General features: G+C 73.5%; 28 protein-coding genes and 3 pseudogenes. 13 read left to right on the top strand and 18 right to left on the bottom strand.

All coding sequences use genetic code 11. The features are described 5' to 3' along the window. The first annotated feature begins 5 nt into the window (after positions 1 to 5). The 4 genes from OG899_RS23485 to OG899_RS23470 all read left to right on the top strand — a co-directional run bounded on the left by OG899_RS23485 (position 6) and on the right by OG899_RS23470 (position 3,514). On the top strand, positions 6 to 734 hold the full coding sequence (locus OG899_RS23485; protein WP_125498867.1) for a type 1 glutamine amidotransferase: 729 nt from the start codon (positions 6 to 8) through the stop codon (positions 732 to 734). Between the two features lie 355 nt (positions 735 to 1,089). Next, on the top strand, positions 1,090 to 2,115 hold the full coding sequence (locus tag OG899_RS23480; RefSeq protein WP_125498868.1) for a 6-phosphofructokinase: 1,026 nt from the start codon (positions 1,090 to 1,092) through the stop codon (positions 2,113 to 2,115). Positions 2,116 to 2,249: 134 nt separating this feature from the next. Further along, complete coding sequence (locus tag OG899_RS23475; RefSeq protein WP_125498869.1) at positions 2,250 to 3,200, top strand: cytochrome c oxidase assembly protein; 951 nt, start codon at positions 2,250 to 2,252, stop codon at positions 3,198 to 3,200. Positions 3,201 to 3,343: 143 nt separating this feature from the next. After that, the gene (locus OG899_RS23470) at positions 3,344 to 3,514 is read left to right on the top strand and encodes a hypothetical protein (RefSeq protein ID WP_168131471.1); all 171 of its coding nucleotides are present in this window, start codon (positions 3,344 to 3,346) and stop codon (positions 3,512 to 3,514) included. A 28-nt stretch (positions 3,515 to 3,542) separates the two neighbouring features. Here OG899_RS23470 and OG899_RS23465 read toward each other — a convergent pair whose 3' ends face one another. From OG899_RS23465 to OG899_RS23450, 4 genes are all read right to left on the bottom strand, one after another. After that, complete coding sequence (locus OG899_RS23465) at positions 3,543 to 4,766, bottom strand: sensor histidine kinase (RefSeq protein ID WP_125498871.1); 1,224 nt, start codon at positions 4,764 to 4,766, stop codon at positions 3,543 to 3,545. Beyond that, the gene (locus OG899_RS23460) at positions 4,763 to 6,496 is read right to left on the bottom strand and encodes a cation acetate symporter (RefSeq protein WP_168131470.1); all 1,734 of its coding nucleotides are present in this window, start codon (positions 6,494 to 6,496) and stop codon (positions 4,763 to 4,765) included. The genes OG899_RS23465 and OG899_RS23460 overlap by 4 nt, the downstream gene beginning before the upstream one ends. 81 nt (positions 6,497 to 6,577) lie before the next feature. Continuing rightward, entirely contained in the window at positions 6,578 to 6,934 is a 357-nt protein-coding gene (locus OG899_RS23455; RefSeq protein WP_406311132.1) for a hypothetical protein, read from the bottom strand. Positions 6,935 to 6,971: 37 nt separating this feature from the next. Continuing rightward, complete coding sequence (locus OG899_RS23450; protein WP_125498874.1) at positions 6,972 to 7,727, bottom strand: LytTR family DNA-binding domain-containing protein; 756 nt, start codon at positions 7,725 to 7,727, stop codon at positions 6,972 to 6,974. A gap of 88 nt (positions 7,728 to 7,815) precedes the next feature. Between OG899_RS23450 and OG899_RS23445 the strand changes: the two genes are divergently transcribed. The 4 genes from OG899_RS23445 (at position 7,816) to OG899_RS23430 (ending at position 10,963) form a co-directional block, all read left to right on the top strand. After that, entirely contained in the window at positions 7,816 to 8,319 is a 504-nt protein-coding gene (locus OG899_RS23445) for an Lrp/AsnC family transcriptional regulator (RefSeq protein ID WP_125498875.1), read from the top strand. Positions 8,320 to 8,440: 121 nt separating this feature from the next. Beyond that, the gene (ddaH, locus tag OG899_RS23440; RefSeq protein WP_125498876.1) at positions 8,441 to 9,265 is read left to right on the top strand and encodes a dimethylargininase; all 825 of its coding nucleotides are present in this window, start codon (positions 8,441 to 8,443) and stop codon (positions 9,263 to 9,265) included. Then, entirely contained in the window at positions 9,262 to 10,482 is a 1,221-nt protein-coding gene (gene rocD / locus OG899_RS23435) for an ornithine--oxo-acid transaminase (protein ID WP_125498877.1), read from the top strand. The genes ddaH and rocD overlap by 4 nt, the downstream gene beginning before the upstream one ends. Before the next feature lie 184 nt (positions 10,483 to 10,666). Continuing rightward, complete coding sequence (locus tag OG899_RS23430) at positions 10,667 to 10,963, top strand: hypothetical protein (protein ID WP_168131469.1); 297 nt, start codon at positions 10,667 to 10,669, stop codon at positions 10,961 to 10,963. Positions 10,964 to 11,175: 212 nt separating this feature from the next. Here OG899_RS23430 and OG899_RS23425 read toward each other — a convergent pair whose 3' ends face one another. From OG899_RS23425 to OG899_RS23395, 7 genes are all read right to left on the bottom strand, one after another. Beyond that, on the bottom strand, positions 11,176 to 11,865 hold the full coding sequence (locus OG899_RS23425; RefSeq protein WP_125498879.1) for a DUF305 domain-containing protein: 690 nt from the start codon (positions 11,863 to 11,865) through the stop codon (positions 11,176 to 11,178). Between the two features lie 99 nt (positions 11,866 to 11,964). Next, positions 11,965 to 12,426 carry a DUF6153 family protein gene (locus tag OG899_RS23420; RefSeq protein WP_125498880.1) on the bottom strand — a complete coding sequence of 154 codons (462 nt, stop codon included), beginning with the start codon at positions 12,424 to 12,426 and terminating at the stop codon, positions 11,965 to 11,967. A gap of 118 nt (positions 12,427 to 12,544) precedes the next feature. Then, the gene (locus tag OG899_RS23415; protein WP_125498881.1) at positions 12,545 to 13,171 is read right to left on the bottom strand and encodes a DedA family protein; all 627 of its coding nucleotides are present in this window, start codon (positions 13,169 to 13,171) and stop codon (positions 12,545 to 12,547) included. Positions 13,172 to 13,270: 99 nt separating this feature from the next. Continuing rightward, positions 13,271 to 14,395, bottom strand: a complete 1,125-nt coding sequence (locus tag OG899_RS23410; RefSeq protein ID WP_373296020.1) for a DUF2891 family protein — start codon at positions 14,393 to 14,395, stop codon at positions 13,271 to 13,273. Further along, positions 14,392 to 15,111, bottom strand: coding sequence for a pyroglutamyl-peptidase I (gene pcp, locus OG899_RS23405; protein WP_125498882.1), 720 nt, complete (start codon positions 15,109 to 15,111; stop codon positions 14,392 to 14,394). The genes OG899_RS23410 and pcp overlap by 4 nt, the downstream gene beginning before the upstream one ends. A 10-nt stretch (positions 15,112 to 15,121) precedes the next feature. Beyond that, on the bottom strand, positions 15,122 to 16,090 hold the full coding sequence (locus tag OG899_RS23400; protein ID WP_168131468.1) for a DUF979 domain-containing protein: 969 nt from the start codon (positions 16,088 to 16,090) through the stop codon (positions 15,122 to 15,124). After that, positions 16,087 to 16,839: a DUF969 domain-containing protein gene (locus OG899_RS23395; protein ID WP_125498884.1), complete on the bottom strand. Its 753-nt coding sequence runs from the start codon at positions 16,837 to 16,839 to the stop codon at positions 16,087 to 16,089. The genes OG899_RS23400 and OG899_RS23395 overlap by 4 nt, the downstream gene beginning before the upstream one ends. A 229-nt stretch (positions 16,840 to 17,068) precedes the next feature. Between OG899_RS23395 and OG899_RS23390 the strand changes: the two genes are divergently transcribed. From OG899_RS23390 to OG899_RS23380, 3 genes are read left to right on the top strand one after another with little or no spacing between them, the layout of a single operon-like run. Continuing rightward, positions 17,069 to 17,845, top strand: a complete 777-nt coding sequence (locus OG899_RS23390; RefSeq protein WP_168131467.1) for a LamB/YcsF family protein — start codon at positions 17,069 to 17,071, stop codon at positions 17,843 to 17,845. Next, positions 17,842 to 18,618: an allophanate hydrolase subunit 1 gene (locus OG899_RS23385; protein ID WP_189427627.1), complete on the top strand. Its 777-nt coding sequence runs from the start codon at positions 17,842 to 17,844 to the stop codon at positions 18,616 to 18,618. The genes OG899_RS23390 and OG899_RS23385 overlap by 4 nt, the downstream gene beginning before the upstream one ends. Continuing rightward, the gene (locus OG899_RS23380; RefSeq protein WP_168131466.1) at positions 18,608 to 19,495 is read left to right on the top strand and encodes a biotin-dependent carboxyltransferase family protein; all 888 of its coding nucleotides are present in this window, start codon (positions 18,608 to 18,610) and stop codon (positions 19,493 to 19,495) included. Before OG899_RS23385 ends, OG899_RS23380 begins: the two co-directional genes overlap by 11 nt. A gap of 270 nt (positions 19,496 to 19,765) precedes the next feature. Here the strand turns inward: OG899_RS23380 and OG899_RS23375 are convergent. The 6 genes and pseudogenes from OG899_RS23375 to OG899_RS23350 all read right to left on the bottom strand — a co-directional run. Beyond that, positions 19,766 to 20,062, bottom strand: a pseudogene (locus OG899_RS23375) (SDR family oxidoreductase); the annotation flags it as partial. Positions 20,063 to 20,296: 234 nt separating this feature from the next. Next, on the bottom strand, positions 20,297 to 21,865 hold the full coding sequence (locus OG899_RS23370; protein ID WP_406311196.1) for an alpha/beta hydrolase: 1,569 nt from the start codon (positions 21,863 to 21,865) through the stop codon (positions 20,297 to 20,299). Positions 21,866 to 22,249: 384 nt separating this feature from the next. Further along, positions 22,250 to 22,513 carry a hypothetical protein gene (locus tag OG899_RS23365; protein ID WP_406311131.1) on the bottom strand — a complete coding sequence of 88 codons (264 nt, stop codon included), beginning with the start codon at positions 22,511 to 22,513 and terminating at the stop codon, positions 22,250 to 22,252. Beyond that, a complete protein-coding gene (locus OG899_RS23360) occupies positions 22,513 to 22,707 on the bottom strand; it encodes a hypothetical protein (RefSeq protein ID WP_185867896.1) in 195 nt (64 codons plus the stop codon). Before OG899_RS23360 ends, OG899_RS23365 begins: the two co-directional genes overlap by 1 nt. 215 nt (positions 22,708 to 22,922) lie before the next feature. Continuing rightward, on the bottom strand, positions 22,923 to 23,084 hold the full coding sequence (locus tag OG899_RS23355) for a hypothetical protein (RefSeq protein WP_406311195.1): 162 nt from the start codon (positions 23,082 to 23,084) through the stop codon (positions 22,923 to 22,925). A 184-nt stretch (positions 23,085 to 23,268) separates the two neighbouring features. Continuing rightward, a complete protein-coding gene (locus tag OG899_RS23350; RefSeq protein WP_189427628.1) occupies positions 23,269 to 24,018 on the bottom strand; it encodes an SDR family oxidoreductase in 750 nt (249 codons plus the stop codon). Between the two features lie 307 nt (positions 24,019 to 24,325). Between OG899_RS23350 and OG899_RS23345 the strand changes: the two are divergent. Together OG899_RS23345 and OG899_RS23340 are read left to right on the top strand one after the other, a co-directional pair. Next, positions 24,326 to 24,403: pseudogene (locus OG899_RS23345) on the top strand (XRE family transcriptional regulator); the annotation flags it as partial. A 217-nt stretch (positions 24,404 to 24,620) separates the two neighbouring features. After that, a pseudogene (locus OG899_RS23340) lies at positions 24,621 to 24,737 on the top strand (amino acid permease C-terminal domain-containing protein); the annotation flags it as partial. A 170-nt stretch (positions 24,738 to 24,907) separates the two neighbouring features. Here the strand turns inward: OG899_RS23340 and OG899_RS23335 are convergent. Further along, positions 24,908 to 25,297, bottom strand: a complete 390-nt coding sequence (locus OG899_RS23335) for an ANTAR domain-containing protein (protein WP_308427024.1) — start codon at positions 25,295 to 25,297, stop codon at positions 24,908 to 24,910. Positions 25,298 to 25,327 lie beyond the last annotated feature (30 nt).

Here is a 25,327-nt window from a genome sequence, read left to right as displayed (position 1 = left end):
ACTTCATGAGCGACAACCAACTGCGGGTGGTGTGGGTCTACCCGGACCTGCTGAGCACCTACGGCGACCAGGGCAATGTGCTCGTCGTGGAGCGGCGGGCCCGGCAGCGGGGCCTGGACGTGGCGCGTCTCGACGTGCGCAGCGACCAGCCGATCCCGACCTCCGGCGACATCTACCTGATCGGCGGCGGCGAGGACCGGCCGCAGCGGCTGGCCGCCGAGCGGCTGCGCCGCGACGGCCACCTGTACCAGGCGGTGCAGAACGGTGCGATCGTCTTCGCGGTGTGTGCCGGCTACCAGATCCTCGGCCACGAGTTCGTCAACGACCTCGGCCAGCGCGAGCCGGGTCTGGGACTGCTGGACGTGGTGTCGATGCGCGGCGAGGGCGAGCGGTGCGTCGGCGACGTGCTGGCGGACATCGACCCGCAGCTCGGCCTGCCGCCGCTCACCGGCTTCGAGAACCACCAGGGCGTCACCCACCTGGGTCCGACGGCCCGGCCGTTCGCGCAGGTCCGCATCGGCCGGGGCAACGGCACGGGCGACGGCACGGAGGGCGCGTACAACGACACCGTCTTCGGCACGTACATGCACGGCCCGGTGCTGGCCCGCAACCCGCAGATCGCGGACCTGCTGCTGAAGCTGGCCCTGGACGTCAACGCGCTGCCGCCGGTCGACGACCACTGGTACGAGGCACTGCGCCAGGAGCGCATCGCGGCCGCGCAGGAGGCCGCGTGACACGGGCCGCGTGACATAGGCCGCGTGACACGGAGCGTGTGACACAGGCCGCGTGACACGGAGCGTGTGACGGCGCCCGCCCGGCAGGTTTCCGCGAGGGAGCCGCCGGGCGGGCGCCGGCGTGTGTGCGACCGCGGCCGGCGCGTCCGGGCGGCGGTCGCCGCGCGTGTTCGGGGAACCGGCCCGCGGGCACGCCGCCGAGAGCCCGTCTGACGGGACGTATGCACAGGTGAGCAGGGCCGTCCAGCAGACGGACGCACGGTGCTGACAGGGCCCCGGATGCCGCTAGGGTGGCGGGGATCGAGCCGGACAGGGCGGTCCGGTCCCAGCCCCTGTGGAGAAGGTATATCGGGCTATGCGCATTGGTGTCCTCACGTCCGGCGGCGACTGCCCCGGCCTGAACGCCGTCATCCGGTCCGTCGTGCACCGTGCCGTCGCCGACCACGGCGACGAGGTCATCGGTTTCCGGGACGGTTGGAAGGGCCTCCTGGAGTGCGACTACCTCAAGCTCGACCTGGACGCGGTCGGCGGCATCCTCTCCCGCGGCGGCACCATCCTCGGCTCCTCCCGGGTCCGCCCCGAGCATCTGCGGGGCGGCGTGGAGCGGGCCAAGGGCCACGTCCAGGACCTGGGACTGGACGCGATCATCCCGATCGGCGGCGAGGGCACCCTCAAGGCGGCCCGGTTGCTGTCGGACGCCGGCCTGCCGATCGTCGGTGTGCCCAAGACCATCGACAACGACATCGCCGCCACGGACGTCACCTTCGGTTTCGACACGGCCGTGACCGTCGCCACCGAGGCCCTGGACCGGCTGAAGACCACCGCCGAGTCGCACCAGCGGGTGCTGATCGTGGAGGTCATGGGCCGGCACACCGGCTGGATCGCGCTGCAGTCCGGGATGGCGGCCGGCGCGCACGCCGTGGTGGTGCCGGAGCGGCCCTTCGACATCGAGGAGCTGACGCGGAAGGTCGGCGAGCGGTTCGCGGCGGGCAAGCGGTTCGCCATCGTGGTGGCCGCCGAGGGCGCCAAGCCCAAGCCCGGCACGATGGACTTCGACGAGGGCGGCACGGACATCTACGGCCACGAGCGGTTCGCCGGCGTCGCCCGGCAGCTCGCCGGGGAACTGGAGCAGCGCCTGGGCAAGGAGGCGCGTCCGGTCATCCTCGGGCATGTGCAGCGCGGCGGCACTCCGACGGCCTACGACCGGGTGCTGGCCACCCGGTTCGGCTGGCACGCCGTCGAGGCGGTGCACCGCGGCGAGTTCGGCCGGATGACGGCGCTGCGCGGCACGGACATCGTCACGGTGCCGCTGGCCGACGCCGTGGAGACCCTGAAGACGGTGCCGGCGGACCGCTACGCCGAAGCGGACTGCGTGCTGTAGGACGCCCCGCGCTCACCCCGCCCCCGGTCGCGGTCGCGGCCGGGGGCGCCTCTAATCTGGGTGCGGACAGACAGCTGCGGATGCCTCCAGCTGTGGTCGCAGAGCACATACCCCCACGAATCAGGAGCCGGCGGATGGATCACAGCGGGCACGGCATGATGGCGGATCTTCCGCCGTTCACGCTGGGACGTGGACTGCAGTGGTCCGCGGACCCGTTCTTCCTGGTGGCCTGCGTGCTCGCGCTCGTGCTGTACGGCTGGGGCGTGGTGCGGCTGCGGCGGCGCGGCGACACCTGGCCGGTGGGCCGCACGATCTCCTTCGTCGTCGGTGTGCTGACCGTGGCCCTGATGATGTGCACCGCGCTGAACGACTACGGCATGGTCATGTTCAGCGTGCACATGGTCCAGCACATGGTGATCAGCATGCTCTCGCCGATCCTCGTCCTGCTGGGCGCCCCGATCACCCTGGCGCTGCGGGCGCTGCCGCCGGCGGGCCGGGGCCGCACGGGCCCGCGGGAGCTGCTGCTGGCGCTGCTGCACAGCCGGTACGTGCGGGTCGTCACCCACCCCGGGTTCACCATCCCGGTGTTCATCGCCAGCCTGTACGCGCTGTACTTCACTCCGCTGTTCGACTTCCTGATGGGCTCCAAGACGGGGCACATCGCGATGATGGTGCACTTCCTCGCGGTCGGCGTGGTGTTCTTCTGGCCGATCATGGGCGTGGACCCGGGTCCGCACCGCCCGGGGTACCTGATGCGGATGCTGGAGCTGTTCGCGGGCATGCCGTTCCACGCGTTCTTCGGCATCGCGCTGATGATGGGGTCCACCCCGATGGTGGACACCTTCCGGCACCCGCCCGCCTCCCTGGGCATCGAGGCCCTGTCCGACCAGAGCGCGGCCGGCGGCATCGCCTGGGCCTTCAGCGAGGTCCCGTCCGTGCTGGTGCTGCTCGCGTTGCTGTTCCAGTGGTACCGCTCCGAGCAGCGGCAGGCCAGGCGCAAGGACCGGGCCGCGGACCGGGACGGCGACAAGGAGCTGGAGGCCTACAACGCCTACCTCGCCTCGCTCCACGCCCGCGGCAACTGACACCCCTCCCGGCCCGCACACCCCGTCCGGGACACATCTTGACGCGCACGGTTCCCCCGCACCGGCACCGCCGGGACGGGGGAATCGCGGCACCATGGAGTGACTCGGCTCCCGCGGATCCATCCACGAGAAAGGTGCCTGCGATGCCCGGTTCGACGGACGGTGCCACGCGGACCATGGGGGCGCTCACGGTGGGCTCCCTGGTCGCGGTGACGGCGTACACGGTGGCGCTCGGCGGCAACGGCTGGCTGTGGTTCGGCTGGGTGGTGCTCGGACTGGTCACCCTGTGTCTGATGCTCCTGCGCGGCAGATGACAGCCCGGGGCGCGTCCCGTCCCGCCGCTCAGTCCCGGCCGAGCTGCCCGAGATGCCCGAGGTGCCCGGAGGGGTGCACGCCCGGCTGGTACTTCGGCAGCCGGACGGTGATCTTCATGCCGGCTCCGGGCGCGGTCTCGATGACCAGTCCGTGGTCGTCGCCGTAGACCTGCCGCAGCCGGTCGTCGGCGTTCGACAGCCCGATGCCGCCGGAGGGACTCTCGTCCCCGGCGAGGATGCGGCGCAGCAGCTCCGGGTCCATGCCGGCGCCGTCGTCCTCGATGACGACGAGTGCCTCGGCGCCGGCGTCCTGCGCGGTGATCTCGATGTGGCAGGTGCCGGCCCTGCCCTCCAGGCCGTGTTTGACGGCGTTCTCCACCAGCGGCTGCAGGCACAGGAACGGCAGGGTGACCGGGAGCACCTCGGGCGCGATCTGCAGGGTGACGGCGAGGCGGTCGCCGAAGCGGGCCCGGGCCAGGGAGAGGTACTGCTCGATGGCGTGCAGTTCGTCGGCCAGCGTCGTGAAGGTGCCGTGCCGGCGGAACGAGTAGCGGGTGAACTCGGCGAACTCCAGCAACAGCTCGCGGGCGCGTTCGGGATCGGTGCGCACGAACGAGGCGATCACGGACAGCGAGTTGTAGACGAAGTGCGGGGAGATCTGCGCGCGCAGCGCCCGGATCTCGGCCTCGATCAGCCGGGTGCGGGAACGGTCGAGCTCGGCGAGTTCCAGCTGGACGGAGATCCAGCGGGCGACCTCGGCCGCGGCCCGGGCCAGCACGGCGGACTCGCGGGGCGCGCAGGCGACCAGGGCGCCGTGCACACGGTCGTCCACGGTCAGCGGGGCGACGACGGCCCAGCGCACCGGGCAGTCGGGGGCCCGGCAGGTGAGGTGGAAGGCCTCGCCGCGGCCGGTGTCGAGCGGGCCGGCGAGCCGCTCCATGATCTCGGTGCGGTGGTGGGCGCCCACACCGTCCCAGACCAGGACGCGCGTGTCGTCGGTGAGGCACAGCGCGTCGGTGCCCAGCAGGGAGCGCAGCCGGCGGGCGGACTTGCGGGCGGTCTCCTCGGTCAGCCCGGCCCGCAGCGGGGGCGCGGCGAGCGAGGCGGTGTGCAGGGTGCGGAAGGTGGCGTGCTCGACGGGGGTGCCGAGGTCGCCCGGGCCGGCCGTGCGGGCGGTGCGGCGGCCCAGCCAGAAACCGGCGGCGAGCAGCGGCAGCACGGCCGCGCACAGCCCCGCGACGAAGCCGCTCACGACGCGGCCTCCGTGCGCAGCTGCTCGGGCAGGTGCAGCCGGGCCAGCACGGCGGCCGTGCCGTCCGGGACACGGCCCGGGGTGGCGAGGGAGACCAGCACCATGGTGAGGAAGCCCAGCGGCACCGACCACAGGGCGGGCCAGGAGAGCAGGGCGTGCAGCGGCCCGGGCCCGGTGGGGCCGGCCATGGTCGCGCCGGCCGCGAGCAGGGCGCCTCCGCCGCCGGCGAGCATCCCGGCGGCCGCACCGGGCGGGGTGAGCCGCCGCCACCAGATGCCGAGGACAAGCAGCGGGCAGAAGGAGGAGGCGGACACGGCGAAGGCCAGGCCGACCGCGTCGGCGACGGGCAGGTTGCCGGCCGGGACGCTCGCGACGAGCGGCACGGCGACGGCGAGCACCGTGCCGAGCCGGAAGCGGCGCACGGCGCGGGCGGGCAGGGCACCGCGCGCGGGCAGCATGTCCTGGGTGAGCACCCCGGCCACGGCGATGGCCAGCCCGGAGGCGGTGGACAGGAACGCGGCGAAGGCGCCGCCCGCGACCAGCGCGCCGAGCAGGTCGCCGCCGACCCCGCCGATCATCCGCTCGGGCAGCAGCAGCACGGCGGCATCGGCGTCGCCGGTGATGAGGGCCAGCTCGGGGGTGTAGAGGCGGCCGAGGGCGCCGTACAGCGGCGGCAGCAGGTAGAACGCGCCGGTGAGGGCGAGCACGGCCACGGTGGTGCGGCGGGCGGCGACACCGTGCGGGCTGGTGTAGAAGCGGACCACGACGTGCGGCAGCCCCATGGTGCCGAGGAAGGTGGCGAGGATCAGACCGTACGTCGCGTACAGCGGGCGTCGCTCGCCCGAGGCGGCCGGTGAGGCGGTGGCCGCGCCCGCCCGGTCGGGTGCGGTCTCGGGCACCTGGGCGCCCTGCGGGAAGGTGAGGCGGGTGCCGGCGGTCACGCGGTGCGGTCCGGCGGGCAGGGTGACCGTCCGGTCGTGGTGGGCGCGGCCGTCGACGGTGCCGTCGACGGTGACGGTGAGCGGGCGGTCCAGGCGCAGGTCGAGGGTGTCGTCGACGCGGACGGTGCGCTGGTCGCGGAAGGCGGCCGGTTCGGCGAAGGGGTGGCGGGGCGCGCCGTCGTGCTGCCAGGCCAGCAGCAGGAAGAGGGCGGGGACGAGCAGCGCGGTCAGTTTCAGCCAGTACTGGAAGGCCTGGACGAAGGTGATGCTGCGCATGCCGCCGGAGGCGACCGTGGCCACCACGACCACGGCGACGATCAGCGCGCCGAGCGCGTCCGGTGCCCCGGTGAGCACCGCCAGGGTCAGCCCGGCGCCCTGCAGCTGGGGCAGCAGGTACAGCCAGCCGACGCCGACGACGAAGACACCGGCGAGCCGCCGCACGCCGCGGGAGGCGAGGCGGGCCTCGGCGAAGTCCGGCAGGGTGTAGGCGCCGGAGCGGCGCAGCGGGGCGGCGACGAACAGCAGCAGGACGAGGTATCCGGCGGTGTAGCCGACCGGGTACCACAGCATGTCCGGGCCCTGGAGCAGGACCAGGCCGGCGACGCCGAGGAAGGAGGCGGCGGAGAGGTACTCGCCGCTGATGGCGGCCGCGTTCAGGCGGGGGCCGACGGTGCGGGAGGCGACGTAGAAGTCGGAGGTGGTGCGGGAGATGCGCAGGCCGAAGGCGCCGACGAAGGCGGTGGCCATGGTGACCAGGGCGACGGCGGGGACGGTGTAGACGGAGTTCACGGCGGCGGTCCCAGGGTCCTCGGCGGTGCTCGGCGCGGCGCTGTGCGGTGCTCGACGGGTCCGGAGCGGTCCTGCGGCGCTTCAGCGGTCCTCGACGAGCCGGACGAAGTCGTGTTCGTTGCGTTCGGCGCGGCGCACGTACCAGCGGGCGAGCAGCACCAGCGGGGCGTACAGGCCGAAGCCGAGGACCACGAAGGTGGTCCGCCGGCCCTCGGCGGCCGCGAACACCAGCGGCAGCGGGCCCACCATCAGTACGAGCACCGCGAACACGGTGAGCGTGGTGCGCAGCTGACTGCGCATCAGGGAGCGGACGTAGGTGTGGCCGAGGGCGGTCTGCTCGGCTATCTCGGTGCGTGGCCGGGCCTGGCCGGGGACCCGGCGGGTGCGGCGCGGCGGGCCGGTGACGACGACCCGGCGTCCGGTGGCGTCCTGCGGCATCGGGTGCCTTTCTTCGACGGATGGCGGGTGCCCTGCCTCAGCGGAGGGACCGGCGCATCAGCAGCTGCTTCAGCTCGCGCGCGTGGCGCCGGCTCACCTGGAGTTCCTCGGTGCCGACCCGGACGCTCACCGACCCGGCGTCCAGGCGGAGTTCGGTGATGTGGCGCAGGGCGACGAGGTGGCGGCGGTGGATGCGGACGAAGCCGCGGGCGCGCCAGCGTTCCTCCAGCGTGGACAGCGGGATGCGCACGAGATGGGAGCCGTGGGCGGTGTGCAGGCGGGCGTAGTCGCCCTGTGCCTCGACGTGGGTGATGTCGTCGACCGCGACGAAGCGGGTGACGCCGCCGAGTCCGACGGGCAGCTGGTCGGGGTCGGGTTCGCTGACGGGGACGGGCGGGACCGCCTCGCGCAGCCGGGCGGCGCGGCGGACGGCTTCGGCGAGCCGCTCGGCGCGCACGGGTTTGAGGACGTAGTCGACGGCCTTGAGGTCGAACGCTTGCACGGCGAAGTCCTCGTGGGCGGTGACGAACACGATCAGCGGGGGCGCGGCGAACCCGGAGAGCAGCCGGGCCAGCTCCAGGCCGTCCAGGCCGGGCATCTGGATGTCGAGGAAGACGACGTCGAGGGCGTCGGGGCCGTCCGGGCCGGAGGCGATCGCGCGGTTGACGCGGCGCAGTGCCTCGGTGGCGTCGCCGGCGCCCTCCACCGAGGCGATGTGTGGGTCGGCGTCGAGCAGGTAGAGCAGTTCCTCCAGCGAGGGGCGTTCGTCGTCGACGGCGAGGGCGCGCAGCATGAACGTGGAGTGTAGGGGCGACGGGCGGCCGTGAACACGTGTCCGTCAGGGAGGTCCGTGGTGGATCGGGGCTGGATACAGTGCCCGCATGAACAGCAGGCCGGCACCGTTCGACGACCTCGACCGGAAGATCCTCACCGCGCTGATGGCCAACGCCCGCCGCAGTTTCGCCGAGATCGGCGCGGAGATCGGCCTGTCCGCCACGGCGGTCAAGCGCCGGGTGGACCGGCTGCGGGAGACGGGGGTGATCACCGGGTTCACGGCCACGGTGAAACCGTCGGCGCTCGGGTGGCGCACGGAGGCGTACGTGGAGGTGTACTGCGAGGGCGCGGCGCCGCCCCGGCGGCTGGCGGAGGTGGTGCGCAACCATCCGGAGATCACGGCGGCGATGACCGTGACCGGCGGCGCGGACGCGCTGCTGCATGTGCGGGCGCGGGACGTGGAGCACTTCGAGGAGGTGCTGGAGCGGATCCGCACCGAGCCGTTCATCCGCAAGACCATCAGCGTGATGGTGCTGTCCCATCTGCTGCCGGAGAGCCCGGAGGCCGGCGCCAGCCACGCCGCCCCCGACGACGCAGCAGACGTGCGCTGAGCCGGGAGAAATCGCAGCATCGCTGCGCGGACACGCAGCTTTCGTTCCTTGTCGCGCGTATCGGTCGCTTCCTACGGTGGTGTCACCTCGAAGACGACCATGGAAGCGGAGGAACACCTTCGTGTCCGAGTCCCGTGTGCCGCGCCGGCGGCGTTTCCTCGTCTGCGAACCCAGACATTTCGCCGTGCAGTACGCGATCAACCCGTGGATGCATCCGGAGCGTCCCGTGGACACCGGCCGGGCCCTGGCCCAGTGGAGGGCGCTGGTCGACGCCTACCGTGCGCACGGGCACACCGTGGAGACGGTGGAGCCGGTGCCGGGCCTGCCGGACATGGTCTTCGCCGCCAACGCGGCGGTGACCGTCGGCGGCCGGGTGTTCGGCTCCCTGTTCAAGGCGCCTCAGCGGCGCCCGGAGTCCCTCCCGTACGACACCTGGTTCAAGTCGGCGGGGTTCGACGTCTACCGGCCGGAGTCGGTGTGCGAGGGCGAGGGCGACTTCGTGCCGGCCGGCCGCTGGATCCTGGCCGGCACCGGCTTCCGCACCACCCGTGAGGCCCATCAGGAGGCGCAGGAGTACCTGGGCACGGCCGTGATCTCCCTGACGCTGACCGACCCGTACTTCTACCACCTGGACACGGCCCTGTTCGTCCTGGACGACACCGCCGGCGCGGAGAACATCGCCTACTACCCGGAGGCGTTCTCCCCCGGCAGCCGCGAGGTGCTCGCCCGGCTCTACCCGGACGCGGTGACCGCGACCCGCGAGGACGCGATGGCCTTCGGGCTGAACTCCGTGTGCGACGGACGGCATGTCTTCGTCTCGCCCGGCGCCACCACGCTGATCGGCCGGCTCGCCGAGCGCGGCTACGTCCCCGTCCCCGTCGACCTGTCGGAGTTCCACAAGGCCGGCGGCGGCATCAAGTGCTGCACCCAGGAGATCCGTTCATGACCGCACCCGCTGACATCCGTACCTCACAGGAGCTGATCCGGGCCGAGGAGCCGGTCCTCGCGCACAACTACCATCCGCTGCCCGTCGTCGTCGCCCGTGCCGAGGGCGCCTGGGTGGAGGACGTGGAGGGCCGCCGCTACCTCGACATGCTGGCCGGCTATTCGGCCCTCAACTTCGGCCACCGGCATCCCGCGCTGCTCGACGCCGCCCGTGCGCAGCTCGACCGGCTCACCCTGACCTCGCGCGCCTTCCACAACGACCGGCTCGCCGAGTTCGCCGAGCGGCTGGCGCGGCTGACCGGGCAGGACATGGTGCTGCCGATGAACACCGGCGCGGAGGCGGTGGAGAGCGGCATCAAGGTCGCCCGCAAGTGGGCGTACGAGGTCAAGGGTGTCCCCGCGGACCGGGCGACGATCGTGGTCGCCGAGAACAACTTCCACGGGCGGACGACGACGATCGTCGGTTTCTCCACGGACGGGACGGCACGGGCGGGCTTCGGGCCGTTCACGCCGGGTTTCCGGATCGTCCCGTACAACGACCTGGCCGCGCTCGAGGCCGCGATCGACGACACCACGGCGGCGGTGCTGCTCGAGCCGATCCAGGGCGAGGCGGGCGTGATCGTCCCCGACGACGGATATCTCACCGGGGTCCGGGAGCTGACCCGCCGGGCCGGGTGCCTGTTCGTCGCCGACGAGATCCAGTCCGGGCTGGGCCGCACCGGGCGCACCCTCGCCGTCGACCACGAGGGCGTGGTGCCGGACCTGGTGCTGCTCGGCAAGGCGCTGGGCGGCGGCATCGTGCCGGTGTCGGCGGTGGTGGGCCGCCGGGACGTGCTCGGGGTGCTGCGGCCGGGCGAGCACGGTTCGACGTTCGGCGGCAATCCGCTGGCCGCCGCGGTCGGCACGGCGGTGGTGGACCTGCTGGAGACCGGCGACTTCCAGCGCCGGGCCGCCGAGCTGGGCGTGGTGCTGCGCGAGGAGCTGCAGGCGCTGCTCGGCCGGGGCGTGGTCGCCTTCCGGGCGCGCGGGCTGTGGGCGGGCGTGGACGTCGATCCGGCGCTCGGCAGCGGCCGGGAGATCAGCGAACGGCTGCTGGCGGAGGGCATCCTCGTCAAGGACACCCACGGTTCCACGATCCGGCTGGCCCCGCCGCTGACCGTGACGGAGACCGAACTGCGCGAGGCCCTCGCCGCGCTGGCGAGGGTGCTGGCCGCCTGACGACGTCGACCCGGACCCGGCCGGGACGCCCACGCCCGCTTCCCCGGCCGGGTCCGCGCTGTGTCGTGCGCGGCCCGGACCCTGCCGCCACCGCCTCGTTCCCGCGTGCCCGCACACGGACCGTTGACCGGGCGCGATGCGGGTACCCGGCGGTGCGACGGCACTGTCTGAGGAGATGACTGCGATGTTGCTTCTTGGCCTGCTCCTCCTCGCGGCTGCGGGCGCCTTCACCGGTCTCGCCATCGCCGGGAACCTGACGGGCGGACCCCAGTACACGGTGTCCATCCTGGGCAACGAGATCGTCACGTTGAACGCCCTCGCCATCTTCGCCTCCGGGCTCGCGCTCGCCCTGATCTTCTGCCTGGGGCTGACCCTGATGGCCGCGGCCGCGACGCACCGCCGGCACTCCCACCGGCTCGCGGCGCCCTACGGTCGTGGCGGAGGCGGCAGGCCGGGCCGGGACGACCGCGGCGTCCGCTGACACGGCCCCGGGGCGCGTTCTCCGGCGGGTGGCCGGCGGCCGGTGGGCGAGGCCGGGACGCCGCCGGGGCGACCTCCACGCGCGGGCGGACGAAGAGGGACGGGAGCCGACGCGGCCGGTCGGCTCCCGTCTCCTGTGTGGGGCCGGGCCGGGACACGGGCCGGCCCTGGAGGACGGTCACGGTGTCGGGGACCGACTCTCCCACCGGTCCTCTACTGCTCGCCCAGCAGCTTCTTCATCTCCGTAATCTCCACCGTCTGCGTGGCGACGACGGACTCGGCCAGCGTGCGGGCCGGGGCATAGGCGCCGTCGCTCTGCTCGGCACGCGCCATGGTGAGCGCGCCCTCGTGGTGCTCGACCATCATCTGCACGAACGCCCGGTCGAACTCGGCACCGGACATCTTCTTCAGCTTCTCCATCTCGGAGTGGTCCATCATGCCGGGCATGGGCGAGGCGGAGGTGCCGGAGTGACCGGAGTGGTCCCGGCCGGCCATGTCGTCCATGCCCGGCATGCCGTCGGCGCCGTCGTCCTCCGGGACCTGCTCGCCCCAGGCCTTCAGCCAGCCGGACATCGTGGTGATCTCCGGGTCCTGCGCCTTCTTGATCTTTTCGGCGAGGTCCTTGACCTGCTGGGACTGCGCCCGGGTCGGGGCGAGGTCCGCCATGGCGACCGCCTGCCGGTGGTGCGGGATCATCTGCTGGGCGAAGGTCACGTCGTGGGCGTTGTGGCCGCTCTGCGCGCTCGGCGCGGTCGCGCTCGCGCTGTGGCCCGCGTGTGCGGAGGACGCGGTGTCGTCCTCGCCGCCGCAGCCGGTGAGGAACACGGCGGCGGCCGCGAGGGCGGCCACGGCGGTGGTCCGGCCGAGGCGGGCACGGCGGAGCGGGAGGGAACGGGTCTTCATGGGTGCAACTCCTGAACGGCCCGCGTGCGGGCACGCGGGAGGAACGGATCGGGAAACGGTGCGCAGCACCCGCCACCGTCGGGGCGGGTGCGGGCGTTGCTAGATCCGCAGCAGTTGCAGTTCGGCCAGGTCGGGCGGGTCCCGGCCGTCGGAAAGGCGTGTGTCCGGAGCCGTGCGGGCCGCCTGGGCGTGCCGGTCGGGGGCGGCCGGGGAGGCCGGCAGGGCGGGCGGCGCGTATCCGGTGGCGACCCCGGCGGCCGTGCAGGTGCCGCCGTGGTGCCGCATGGCCGGGCCGCCGGGGTCCGGCGCGGTCAGATGACGGCAGGAGTCGCCGGGCCGGTGCACGGGCGCGGCGCGGTGGCCGTCCTCGGGCGGCGCGGCGCGGTGGTGGCTCACCGGGTGGTGGCCGGCCGTCACGGTCATGGCGGCGTGCTCGCCCACCGCGGGCATGCCGCCGGGCGACAGGGCGTGCATCCCGAGCAGTCCGGTCAGCACGGCCAGGACGAGCAGCGCCCAGCGGGCACGACCGGCCGCGCGGGGGATGCGGGCGCCGGACGACATGGGCTCCATCGTACGGTGATCGTCTCGTCGCTTCTCACCGGCCGCCGGGACCGCGGTGCCATCCCCGGGCAGGTGCGGGCGGGCGCGTGGGGGGCGAGGCGCGTGCGGGCAGCCCGGCTCAGGACCGCCGGCGCCGGCGGCGTCGTACGACGTGCCGGGTGATCAGGGCGGCGACGACCACGCCGAGCGCCGCCAGCACGTACTTCTCGTAGTGTTCGACGGCGGCGTAGACGGTGTCGATGTGCGAGCCCGCGACGTAGGCGAGCGTGACCCACAGGCCCACCCACAGGGCCGCGCCGAGCGCGTTGAAGGCGAGGAAGCGCAGCCAGTGCATGCCGGTGGTGCCCGCGATGATGCCGTTGGCCTGGCGCAGTCCCTCGACGAAGCGGGCGACGGTGACGATCTTGCCGCCGTGCCGGAGGAAGAACCGCTCCGCTCGCTCGAACCGCTCCGGAGTGAGGAACACGTACCGGCCCCAGCGGTGGACGAAGGCCCGCCCGCCGACGCGGCCGATGAGATAGCCGAGGTTGTCGCCGAGGACGGCCGCGAGGAACCCGATCAGTCCCACGGCGACGACGTTCAGCTCGCCCGCCCCGGCGTACACGCCCGCCGCGATCAGGATGGTCTCGCCGGGCGCCGGGACGCCGAAGTCCTCCACGAGGACGACACCGCCCACCGCCCAGTAGCCGTAGGAGGTGAGCAGCGGTGCCAGATGCTCGAACGGGCCCGGCAGCGGAGGGGGCATGTCCCCCACCGTACGGCGCCGGCCCCCGGGTCGCCGTAAGGGCGGCACCGAGGGGCCGGGCCGGGACGCCGTAAGGGCGGCGCGGCAGGGCCGTTCGGGTCAGGCGCGGACGCCGCCGCCCAGGGCGAGGGCCGCGAACGTCGCGAGCCAGTGGTCGGTGGTGAAGTCGCCCGAGGTGGTGGCGGGCAGCCCGGCCGTCAGGTTGGCCGTGGCGGCGGCGGTGAGGACGGGGACACGCGGATCGTCCTGCGGCAGCGCGTCGGCGAGGGCGCGCAACGCGGCGGCGCGGCTGAGGCACAGGCCGAGCAGGTGCCCGATCTGCGGGTCCGCCGTGTCCGAGATCCGCGGGGGCGGCAGGAACTCCCCGGCGTCCCGCAGTTCGGGCAGGAAGCGGTCCAGCCAGTCGGCGAACTCCCCCGGCGGCAGGACGCGCCGCACCGCGTCGGCCTCGCACAGCAGCGGCGAGAGGAAGTCCTGCCCGGAGGGTTCCCAGCGGCCGGCGGCGCCGTGGTCGGTCAGGTACCAGGCGCGGATCTTCTCCGCGACGGGGGTCACCAGCTGCGGCTGCCCGGCGCGTTCGGCGCTGTCCAGGACCAGGCCGAGGGCGAAGGCGCTGTTGGCGTGGGTGCCGTGCCGGACCGGGTAGGTGGCCTTCGGCAGCCAGGCGAGCAGCAGGTCCGCGACGGTGGCGGCGGCGGGGGCGAGTGCCGCGTGCCAGCGCCGGGCCGCGTCGCGGACGCAGTCCTGCACGGGGGCGTCGCGCCCTCCCTCATCGCCCGGCGCGGCGCTCTCGGCGGTGAGGGCGAGCAGCCACGCCCAGCCGTAGGGCCGCTCGAACCAGGGGTGGGCGCGCAGATAGGCGGCCTCCGCGTCCAGGGACGCGGCGGTCAGATGGGCGTCCAGGGTGCGGACGGCCTCCTCCCGCAGTGCGGCCGTCCGCTCCGGTTCGCCGCCGTCGTCCCAGGGCAGCCGCAGCAGACGCAGCAGCAGCCAGTGCATGTGGACGCTGGAGTGCCAGTCGTAGGCGCCGTAGAAGGCGGGGTGCAGGGTGCGGGGCGGGACGAGTTCGTGCGGGCCGGCGAGCAGGTGGGCGGGCGCGTTGGGGTACTCGCGGGTGATGTTGGCCAGGGCCACCTCGGCGAAGCGCGCGGCGCGGGCCGTGAGCAGGACCTCGTCGGGTGTGCCGGCGGGCGGGGTGTCCGGAGTGCCGCTGGGCGTGCTCAATGGGTGGCTCCTCCGGTGACGCGGATGTCGGTGGTGGTGCGGGCGGCGGCGGTGAGGATCGCGGCCAGGCCGCGCACGGCGTCCGGCACGGACAGCGACGGCGGGACGGGGCTCAGCGCCGCCGCCTGCTCGGGGCTGTAGGGGACGTGCACGAAACCGCCGCGTATGCCGGGGCGCTCGGTGGCGAGCAGGTGGGCCAGCCCGTAGAAGACGTGGTTGCACACGAAGGTGCCCGCGGTCTGGGAGACGGAGGCGGGGACGCCGGCGGCACGCGAGGCGGCGACGCAGGCCTTGATCGGCAGGGTGCTGAAGTAGGCGGCGGGGCCGCCGGGCACGACGGGTTCGTCGACGGGCTGCCGGCCGGCGTTGTCGGGGATGCGGGCGTCGTCCACGTTGATCGCGACGCGTTCGACGGTCAGGTCGGGGCGTCCGCCGGCCTGGCCGAGCGAGACGACCAGGGCGAGGTCCTCTCCGGCGGCGTCGACGGCGGCGCGCAGTTCCTCCAGGGCGGTGCCGAAGACGCAGCTGAGGCGGACGGCGGTGATGTCGAGCCCGGCCGGCGGGTGGGCCGCGAGCTGTTCGGCGACCTGCCAGGAGGGGTTGACGCTCTCCCCGCCGAACGGTTCGAAGCCGGTGACCAGGACCTTGACGGTGCCGTCGGGTGTGCCGGAGGCCGTGCGCTGCGGGGTGGGTGCGGTGGGCGTGGTGTCGGTCATCGGGCACCGCCTAGAAAGCGAAGAGGTAGATGATGAGGATGTTGCAGACCAGCAGGATCCCGGCCGTGGGTATCTGCGCCTTGATGGGTCCGTACTGGTCCTTCAGCTCCAGCAGTGCGGCCGGGACGAGGTTGAAGTTGGCCGCCATGGGGGTGCACAGCGTGCCGCAGAACCCGGCGAGCATGCCCACCGCGAGGACGGCGGCCGGGTTGCCGTGCATCTGCTCGATCAGCACCGGCCAGCCGACGGCGGCGGTCATCACGGGGAAGGCCGCGAAGGCGTTGCCCATGATGACGGTGAAGACGAACATGCCCACGCAGAACAGGGCGACGGCGGCGAGCTTCTGACCGTCCGGCAGCACGGTCTCGGTGATCTTGCCGACCTGGGTGCCGACCCCGGCCGCCTGGAAGATGGCGCCCATGACGGTGAGCATCTGCGGCAGCACCAGGGCCCAGCCCATGGACTCCAGCAGGCCGCGTCCGGCGTGCAGCGGCACGCCGATCCGGCGCTCGCGCAGCACCCACATGCCCACGCCGAGCGCGACGACGGCGCCCACGCCCAGGCCGAGGATGGTCTCGCTGCCCTTCTCCAGCAGCGGGTGGCCGCCGATGTCGAACTTGGGCACCACGACCGCGCAGATCATGGCGACCAGCGGGATGGTCAGGGCGGGGATGAACAGCTTGTTCCCGAAGCGTCCGGCGAGCCGGACGCGTTCGCTCTCGCCGGTGGTGCGCGGGGTTCCCTTGCCGGTGAGGTTGAAGCCGCCGAGGCAGATCAGCACCAGGACGGCGATGCCGAGCGGTTCGGCGGGCAGGGAGGTGTCGTTGACCCCGGTGCTGTAGAAGAAGCACAGGCCCAGCAGGCCCCAGAACGCGCTGGTGCCGAGGCGCTTGGGGTTGCTGCGGTCGAAGAACATCTGGACGGCCATCACCACGAAGACGAGACCGACCAGCCAGAAGAACCATTCAGCCTTGATCACTTGACGGTCCGCCCCTTCTCGGTGCCGCGGCTGTGCGCGTCCTCGTGCGCGACGGCCATCTGCGCGTTCGCGGTGACCAGTTCACGTTCCAACGTGCGGTCCAGGCGCAGCAGCCGTCCGCCGTGGACGAGGAAGGCGCACACGGCGGTGGGGATGGCCCACAGCGCGAGGTGCAGCGGTTCCAGATGCGTGTGGTAGGTGCTGTTGACCAGTCCGGTGATCAGCAGGATGGAGCCGATGGCGAGGAAGCAGTCCTCGCCGAAGAAGACCCCGACGGTGTCGGCGCCCGCGGCGTGCGCGCGGACCTTCTCCCGGATCTTCTCGGGCAGCGGCTGTCCGTTGTTGCGGCGCTCGGCGGCTGCCTCCGCCATCGGCGCGATCATCGGCCGCACGCTCTGCGCGGGACCGCCGATGGTCTGCAGGCCGACGGCCGCGGTGAGCTGACGCACCAGCAGGTACAGCGTCAGGAAACGGCCGGTGGTCAGCTTGCTGCCGAGTTTGGCGATGAGCGTACGGGCCTGCTGCTGGAGGCCGTTGCGCTCCAGCAGGCCGATGACGGGCAGCGTGATGGCGAAGATCGTCACCGAGCGGCTGGAAGCGAAGCTCTCGCCGAACGTCCGCAGGATCTCCAGCGGGGAGAGTCTGCCCAGCAGCCCGGTGACGATCCCGGCCACGCCCACGACCAGCAGCGGGTTGCGGCGTGTCGCGAAGCCGAGGACCACCACGAGGACACCGAGGAGAACGATCATGCCGCCTCCTCCCTTCGGGGTTGGCTGAATTCCTCGGCAGGCTAGAGGCTTGTTGAACAATCCCACAAGGGTGACCAACGCCACTCGCTCGATCCTTGACCCAGGCACGGGGGTCGGTCCGCCGCAGGTGACACGGCGTCTCGCCCGGGCGGGAAGGGCCCCGATCGGACTCTCGCCCGACCGACAAGCATCTTGCAGGATCGTTGAACGATCGCATACGTTGCGCGGAATGAACGCGACGATCGACCTCAACGCCGACCTCGGTGAGGGCTTCGGCCACTGGCGGCTCACCGACGACGAGGCCCTGCTCGCCTCGGTCACCAGCGCCAACGTCGCCTGCGGCTTCCACGCCGGCGATCCCGCCACCATGCGCCGCGTGTGCGAACTGGCCGCCGAGCACAGGGTGCGCATCGGCGCCCAGGTCTCCTACCGGGACCTGGCGGGATTCGGTCGTCGCGCCATGGACGTGCCCGCCGCCGAGCTGACCGCCGAAGTGGCGTACCAGATAGGCGCGCTGGACGTCTTCGCCCGCGCCGCGGGCACCGCCGTGGCCTACGTCAAGCCGCACGGCGCCCTGTACAACCGCGCGGTGCACGACGCCGAGCAGGCCGCCGCGGTGGTCGCCGGGGTCCGGCTGGCCGGTGACGCCGCGGGCGGGGAGCCGCTGCCGGTGCTCGGACTGCCGGGCTCCCGGCTGCTCGCGGCGGCGACCGAGGCCGGACTGCCCACCGTGGAGGAGGCGTTCGCCGACCGCGCCTACCGGCCGGACGGCACCCTGGTGCCACGCGGGGAGCCGGGCGCCGTGCTGCACGACCCGGAGCAGGTGGTGGCCCGGTCGGTGCGGTTGGCCCGGGACGGGGAGATCGTGGCCGCCGACGGGCAGGTACTGCGCTCCGGCGCCCGGTCGCTGTGCGTGCACGGCGACACCCCCGCGGCCGCTCTGCTGGCCCGCCGGGTGCGCGAGGAACTGGAGTCGGCCGGCATCACGGTCAAGGCGTTCGCATGAGCACTCCCGCCCCACACCCCGCCGCCGATGCCCCACCGGCCACGTCCGCGCCCGCCGACGGTTGTGCGGCCGGCACGACCACGGAGGCTGCGCCCCCGGCGGACGCCGCCCGTCTGACCGTACGGCCCGTGGGCACCGACGGGCTGCTGGTCGAACTCGGTACCAGCGAGGGGACGGAGGCGCTCCACGCGGAGCTGCTGCGCCGCCGCGCCGCCGGCACCCTGCCGCCCGTCCGGGAGATCGTGCCGGGCGCCCGGACGGTCCTGCTCGACGGGTTCGCCGGACCGGACGCCGCGCGCCGGCTGGCCGCCGAGCTGCCCGGCTGGGAGGTGCCTCCGCTCACCGGCGGCGACACGGCCGTGGTCGAGATACCCGTCCGCTACGACGGCCCCGACCTGCCCGAGGTCGCCGCGCTGTGGGGGGTGTCCGAGGACGAGGTGGCCCGGATCCACGCGGCCACCGCATACCGTGTCGCCTTCTGCGGGTTCGCGCCCGGCTTCGGCTACCTGACCGGACTGGGCGAGCGTTACCACGTCCCGCGCCGGGCCACGCCCCGCACCCGGGTCCCGGCCGGTGCCGTGGGACTGGCCGGCGGCTACACCGGCGTCTACCCGCGGTCCTCCCCGGGCGGCTGGCAGCTGATCGGCACGGCACCGGACACCGTGCTGTGGGACGCCCGCCGCTCCCCCGCCGCGCTGCTGTCGCCCGGCACCCGGGTGCGCTTCGTGCCGCTCGACGGCGCCGAGGAGGCGGGAGGCGGCCGTGGGAACTGAGGCCCTGCGCGTCGTACGGGCCGGGGCGCTGACCACCGTTCAGGATCTCGGCCGTCCCGGGCACGCCCACCTCGGGGTGCCGCACTCCGGCGCCCTGGACCGGGCGGCGCACCGCCTGGCCAACCGGCTGATCGGCAACCCGGAGACCGCCGCCACCTTGGAGACCACGCTCACCGGCTGCGCCGTGCGCGCGCTGCGTCCCGTGCTCGCCGTGGTCACCGGCGCGCCCTGCCGGGTCACGGTCGACGGGCGTCCGGCGGCCTGGGGCCAGCCGGTACCCGTCCCGGCCGGTGCCGTGCTCGACGTGGGAGCGGCCACCCACGGGGTGCGGTCCTACGTGGGGTTCGCCGGCGGGGTGGACGCCGAGGAGGTGCTCGGCAGCCGTGCCACCGATCTGCTCTCCGGGCTGGGCCCGTCCCCGCTGCGCGACGGCGACACCCTCGCACTCGGTGCCGTGTCCCCGCGGCAACGCCCGGCCGCCGTGGACGCGGCGCCGTGGCCGGCACCGCCGCGCGAACTCGTCCTGCCGGTGACGCTCGGCCCGCGGGACGACTGGTTCACCCCCGAGGGGCTGCGCACGCTGTTCACCGGTGACTACCGGGTGTCCGCCGCCAGCAACCGCATCGGGCTGAGGCTGGAGGGGCCCGCGCTGGCCCGTGCCCGGGACGGGGAGCTGGCCAGCGAGGGCATGGTGCTGGGCGCGGTGCAGGTGCCGCCCGAGGGCCGCCCGGTGATCTTCCTGTCGGATCATCCGACGACCGGCGGTTATCCCGTCGTCGGTGTCGTCCATCCGTCGGCGCTGGACGCGATGGCCCAGGCCCGCCCGGGCACACCGGTCCGCTTCACCCCGGCGGGCGGTGCGCGCTCCGGCCGGTGAGGCATCGGCGGGGCCGAGGATCCGGGCGGCATCCGCACCGGCCGTGTGCGTCAGCCCCGCCGGCCGGCCGCCGGGCGGTCCCCCGCCGCGGTCGCCCGGCGCTCCACCGCCACCGCCGCCCTCCTCAGCAGGCCCGGCAGGACGGGGGTTTCGCGGTCCGCGCCGGCACGCTGCGCCCTGCACCCGGCACTTCGGCCGCACCACGGCAACCGGTGCGCGTCGGCCGGTCCGGCACCGCCTCGGCGCGGCCGGTGACGGCCCGTCGGGGCTTCAGACGGTGACGCCGCCGTCGACCACGAGGTCGTGCCCGACGACGACAGCGGCCTCGTCGGGTGCCAGCCACAGCACCGCGTCGACGATCTCCTGCGTCGACGCCACGCGGGCGATCGGCACCGTCGTGGCCAGCCGGGCCGCGCGGTCGGCCTCCGTCTCCCCGGGACGCAGGGACATGCCGGTGTCCGTGGCGCCGGGGCTCACCGCGTTGATGCGCACGGTGTCCTTGATGTGGTCCAGGGCGGCGACCCTGGTGAGGGTGCTCACGGCGGCCTTCGACGCCGTGCAGGCGGCCCGTACTCCTCGGCTCGACGGGTGTCTCGCAGGACGCGGGGACGGGCCGGTGGCCGCCCGACCGGCCTGGTTCTCGGTCGGATCGGCGCCCCCTGTGGTGCGGCGCGCGCGGGAGAACGAGTGCGCGCACCACGGCGGCGAAGGGCGCGCGGCCCTGCCGGCGCGCAAGGGACCGGGCACGCCGACGGGGCGGCCGGATCGTCCGGCCGCCCCGTCGCGGGTTCGCGGGGTGGGTCAGGGCTGCGGCGTGGCGTGCGGGGCGCAGGTCACGTCCGTCCGGTCCACCCGTCCGGTGAGCAGGTAGGTGTCCACCCGGTCGTTGATGCACGGGTTGACCAGACCGGTGACGCCGTGCGAGCCGGCGTTCTTCTCCGTGATCAGGCGGGAGCCCTTGAAGCGCTTGTGCAGCTCGACGGCGCCCTGGTAGGGGGTGGCGGCGTCCCGCGTGGACTGCACGATCAGCACGGGCGGCAGGCCCTTGCCGGTGCGGACCTCCACCGGGGTCTGCTGCTTGACCGGCCAGGTCGCGCACGGCAGGTTCATCCAGGCGTTCGACCAGGTCAGGAACGGGTACGCGGCGTGCAGGCGGGTGTGGTCCCGGTCCCAGGTGGGCCAGTTGGTCGGCCACTTGGCGTCGGTGCACTCCACGGCCGTGTAGACGGCGTTGCCGTTCTCCTCGGAGAGGTTGCCCGCGATGTCGGACATGTCGGGGGCCGCGGCGTCGACGAGCGCCTGGGTGTCACCGGCGACGTACTTGCTGAACACCGTGGCCACCGAGGCCCAGGAGGAGTCGTAGTACGGGGCGCTCTGGAAGAAGCCGAGCAGCTCGGCCGGACCGACCACGCCGCCGATCGGATGCTTCTTGGCGGTGGCGCGCAGCTCGAGCCACTTGGCCTGGACGGCGTCGCGGGTGGTGCCCAGGTGGTAGGTGGCGTCGTTGGCGGCGACCCAGTCCTCCCAGTCCTTCCAGCGGGTCTCGAACGCGATGTCCTGGTTGAGGTTGGCCTGGTACCAGATGTTGTCGCGGTCCGGGTTGACGACGCTGTCCACGACCATCCGGCGCACATGGGACGGGAACAGCGTGCCGTAGACGGCGCCGAGATAGGTGCCGTAGGACACACCGAGGTAGTTCAGCTTCTCCTCGCCGAGGGCGGCTCGGATGACGTCCAGGTCGCGGGCGGTGTTCGGCGTGGTCATCTGCTGGAGCATGGCGCGACCGGTGCGCTCCAGGCAGCCGTCGGCGTACTCGCGGGCCAGCTTGCGCTGGGCGAGCTTGTCGGCTTCGGAGTCGGGAACCGGGTCCATCTTGGGCGCCTTGACGTACTCCTGCGGGTCCATGCAGGAGATGGGCGCCGAGTGGCCGACACCGCGCGGGTCGAAGCCGACGAAGTCGTAGGCCTTGGCGACGTTCGCCCAGACCTTGTTGTTCGTCGTGACCCGGGTCGGGAAGCGCAGGCCGGAGCCGCCGGGGCCGCCCGGGTTGTAGATGAGCGCGCCCTGCCGCTCCTGCGGGGTGCCGGTGCTGCGGACACGGTCCACGGCGAGCTTGATCTGCTTGCCGTCGGGGTGGGCGTAGTCCAGCGGGACCGTGACCCAGCCGCACTGGATGGGTTTGTCCAGCCCCCAGTCCTCGGGGCAGTCCCGCCAGTCGATCCCGGCCTTGGCGGCGCGGGCGGCGGCGATCGCCACGCCGCGTGCCTCGCGGTCCTGGCCGGGGCGGCTGTCGGCGCTGGCCGCGGGAGCCGCCACGGTGCCGGCTATCAGCGTGGCCGCCACCAGTGCTCCGGCCGAGCCCAGCGCCATGATCCGGCTCTTCGGTCTGTTGTGCCTCAAGTGGGCCCTCCCCGCGCACGGTTCGATGTCGGTACGGGGATCCTTCCGGCTGTGAGGTGCCGGAGAACAGAGGGCATCGGGCTTTCGTTGCCAATCCGATAACCGGCACGGCGGGTTCCGCTGAGCGGTGCTCCCGAGCACGCGGCGCTCTGACGGCGCACGTCGACGCGCTGCGGTCGCAGGCCCGTCGGTCGCCCGTCCGTCCGCGCCACCCGCGCTCCCGCACCCGGCGCTCCCCGCCGTCCGCACGGCCAGGTGGCCACGGAAGTGGCGGGGTGCTCGGTCCGGCACCGCCGGAAACCGAACCGGCGACGGCCGCCGAGACACCACGGCTGCCGACGCGTTGATCGGGCGTCAGGACCGTTCGGGCCGCTCGGCGGGTGTGCTGCTGCCGGCGACGACCGAGGACGTGCGGGTCGCGGCGCGATGGCCGAAGTCGGGCAGGACGGTGAGCAGGCCCGTGACGGCCATGGCCGCACCGAGCCACAGCGGTGCGCGCAGGCCCCAGGCGTCGATCACGACACCGCCGGCGGAGGTGCTGATGATGCCGGAGGTGACGAAGGAGGTGAGGAGGTGCGCACGGTGTTGACCGGCGGGCCGAGCACGGTACCCCAGCATCAGGCCGTCCTGGCGACCGCGATCGCGCGGCCCCTCACCTCGGGGCGGGTGAGCCGGGCGCACAGCGAGATGCCTACGCCGAAGAAGGCCTGAAAGGCCGCGCCGGTGATGATCCGCGCGGTCAGGATCATGGTGCAGCCGGTGGCGGAAGCGGCCAGCACATCGTCCGCCAGGAAGATCGAGAACAGCGCCATCAGGGCCGTCGACGGGCCGTGTCTCGCTCAAGCATCCGCGCCGCCCGCGGGTCGCGGCCGGCGAGTGCGACCGTGGTGTTCACGGTCAGACACCGGGGCTGCGGCCGCTCGCGCGGTGTTCGGTCTCGCTGTCGACGAGATCATGGCGAGCAGGGCACGGATACGCTCGGCACCGCTGAGCCGGACATCCTCCAGGACGGCCAGACGGGCGGCCGTCATGGTGTCGATGTACCGGGCCGGTGCACGCTCGAAGGGATCGCGCGTGCCCTTGAACGTGTCGTGGACGCTGTTGCGCCCCAGCCCGGTCGCAGCCCGGTCGCCTCGCACAGATCCTGCGTGGAAGTGGCCTCGAAGCCCTTCTCCCAGAACGTGTGCATCGCCGCGTCCAGGGCCCGTTCCTCGGCGAAGTTCCTCGGTCGGGCCATGCGTCGACCACAACAGGTGTGTGGACCAAGCGATCCGATACGGTCTTCCGCACCGACGGTTCCGCACCGCACAGGCCCCATGCCGGTGTGCGTGCCCTTCCTCTGCCGTTCCCCTGCGTGGTGGCCGACGGGGCCGTCAGGGGCGCGGCTGCCGGGCGAGCCAGTCCTCGTAGCGGGTGGGCGCGAGGTGTGTGGTGTCGTCGCCGGTCAGAACCCCCTCGGGCATGCCGGCGAACAGGCCGGCCGTCTCGTCGGTGACGACACGGCGGCCGTCCGGCCTCGCCTCCAGAGTGATCTCGGCGAGCCGGTCGAGCCGGTACGTCTGCGGTCCCGCGACGGCATGCACGCCCGGCAGCGGACGCCTCTGCGCGGTCCCGGCGACGGCGGCGGCCACATCGGCCGAGGCGATGGGACGCAGACGCGTGGACGGCAGACGCACCTCGTCGCCTTCGGTGCCCATGTCCATCACCGGGCCGATGAACTCGAAGAACTGGGTGGCGCGCACGATGTCGCAGGGGATGCCGCTCGCGCGGGCGGCCTCCTCCTGGGCGACCTTGGCCCGGTAGTAGCCGTAGTCCGGCACCTGGTCGACCCCCACGATGGAGAGCGTGACGTGGTGGCCGACCCCCGCCGCGTGCTCGGCCTCGCTCAGGTGTCGTGCGGACCGGGTGAAGAAGTCGAGCGCGGGCCCGGCGTCGAAGGACGGTGCGTTCGACACGTCCACCACCACGTCCGCTCCCTGCAGGGCCTGGGCCAGGCCCTCGCCGGTCAGGGTGTCGACGCCCGTGGAGGGAGAGGCCGCCACCGCCTCGTGCCCCGCCTGTGACAGCAGTGCCACGACCTGCCGGCCGATCAGTCCCGTACCGCCGATCACCACGATCTTCATCACCGTCTCCGTTCTCGCCCGAGCCGCCCGGTGCATCCGGCGGCGCCCGGGGTGGGGCGGGCCGGAGACCGTGTGCGGCGCCGACGGCCCGCGGTGTCCACGGCACGTACGGACCGGTGTGCGCGACGCCGCGGCGACCACCTGGCCACACAGTTCGTGTGCCCCGCTTCGGGCGTCCCTCCCCTGCGGCGCCTGTACGCCGAACCGAACGCACCGGGCTCAGAGGGGGCGAGCGCGTGAGCAGCCGCGCAGGGTCGCTCCGGGGCATGCCGGCCGCTGATCCGAGACGGGCGAGAACCGAGCGGGGCTGTCGCTGTGCGAGCTGTCGCGACGCTCGAAGAACGGCAAGGCGACGCTGTCGCAGCTGGAGTCCGGCACCGGCAACCCCACCATCGAGACGGTGTTCAACCTCTCGCGCATGCTCGAGGTGCCGATCTCCGACCTGCTGGACAGGCGGCCCGGCGGCGAGCTGATTCGTGGTGCGCGCCGCGGGTCGCGGTGCTCGGCGCGGGGACCGTCGGCTGTGCGTGCGCCCGCGCACCGGTGCCACAGCGTGATGGCCGTCGCCGTCGTGGTGCTGCGCCGGCCGGACACGCCCCGACCTGCCCCGCGCCTTCCGCACCCCGCTGGTGCCCCTGGTCCCGGCCGTCGGCTTCGCCTTCTCGGTCGGGCTGATCGCCCACCGGGGCCGGGTGACCTGGCCGCGTCGCGCCGTGTGGATGGTGGCCGGCCCCGGTGGTCTACGGCCTGTTCTGCCATCCCGGTCCGGTGGTCTACGGCCCGTTCCGCCATCGCGGTCCGGGGAGCGCCGCCGCGGCACCGGGGCGGCCCTGCCCACCGCCTTGGCGGCACCGGCCCGGCGCCTCCGACCGGGCCACCGCCCCAGGGTCTACGACTGGCCCGCGGGCTCGTGCGCCGCGCGCCGGGCGAGGGCGCGTCGCAGCGCCTCCAGCTCGGTGTCGGGCAGGGCGCCTCCCTGGGCGAACTTCAGCACATGCTCGGCGACGGTGCGCACCTTGGTGTTGGTCCGCTGGGAGACCTCCCGCAGGACCAGCCAGGCGTCGTCGGGAGGCATCCGCCCGAAGGCCACCACCGCGCCGATGGCCTGGTCGATCACGGCGTGCGAGGTGAGCGCGTGCTGGAGCTGGTCGATCTCCTCGTGCAGCCGCTCGTGCTCCAGCACCAGGTCGGTGACGGACAGCGGCTGGAGGGGATGCCGCCGGGACATCGCGAAGAACGCCATGGAGTTCCCCTGGGTCGTCGAGCGGCCGAGTTCCATCTCCAGCTTGCGTCAGGAGCACCCGGCGCA

It is taken from the genome of Streptomyces thermoviolaceus, assembly GCF_045209695.1.
GTDB classification, from domain to species: domain Bacteria; phylum Actinomycetota; class Actinomycetes; order Streptomycetales; family Streptomycetaceae; genus Streptomyces; species Streptomyces thermoviolaceus.
Note: the sequence above shows the minus strand (reverse complement) of the source record. Positions and strands in the feature narration are given on the sequence as shown.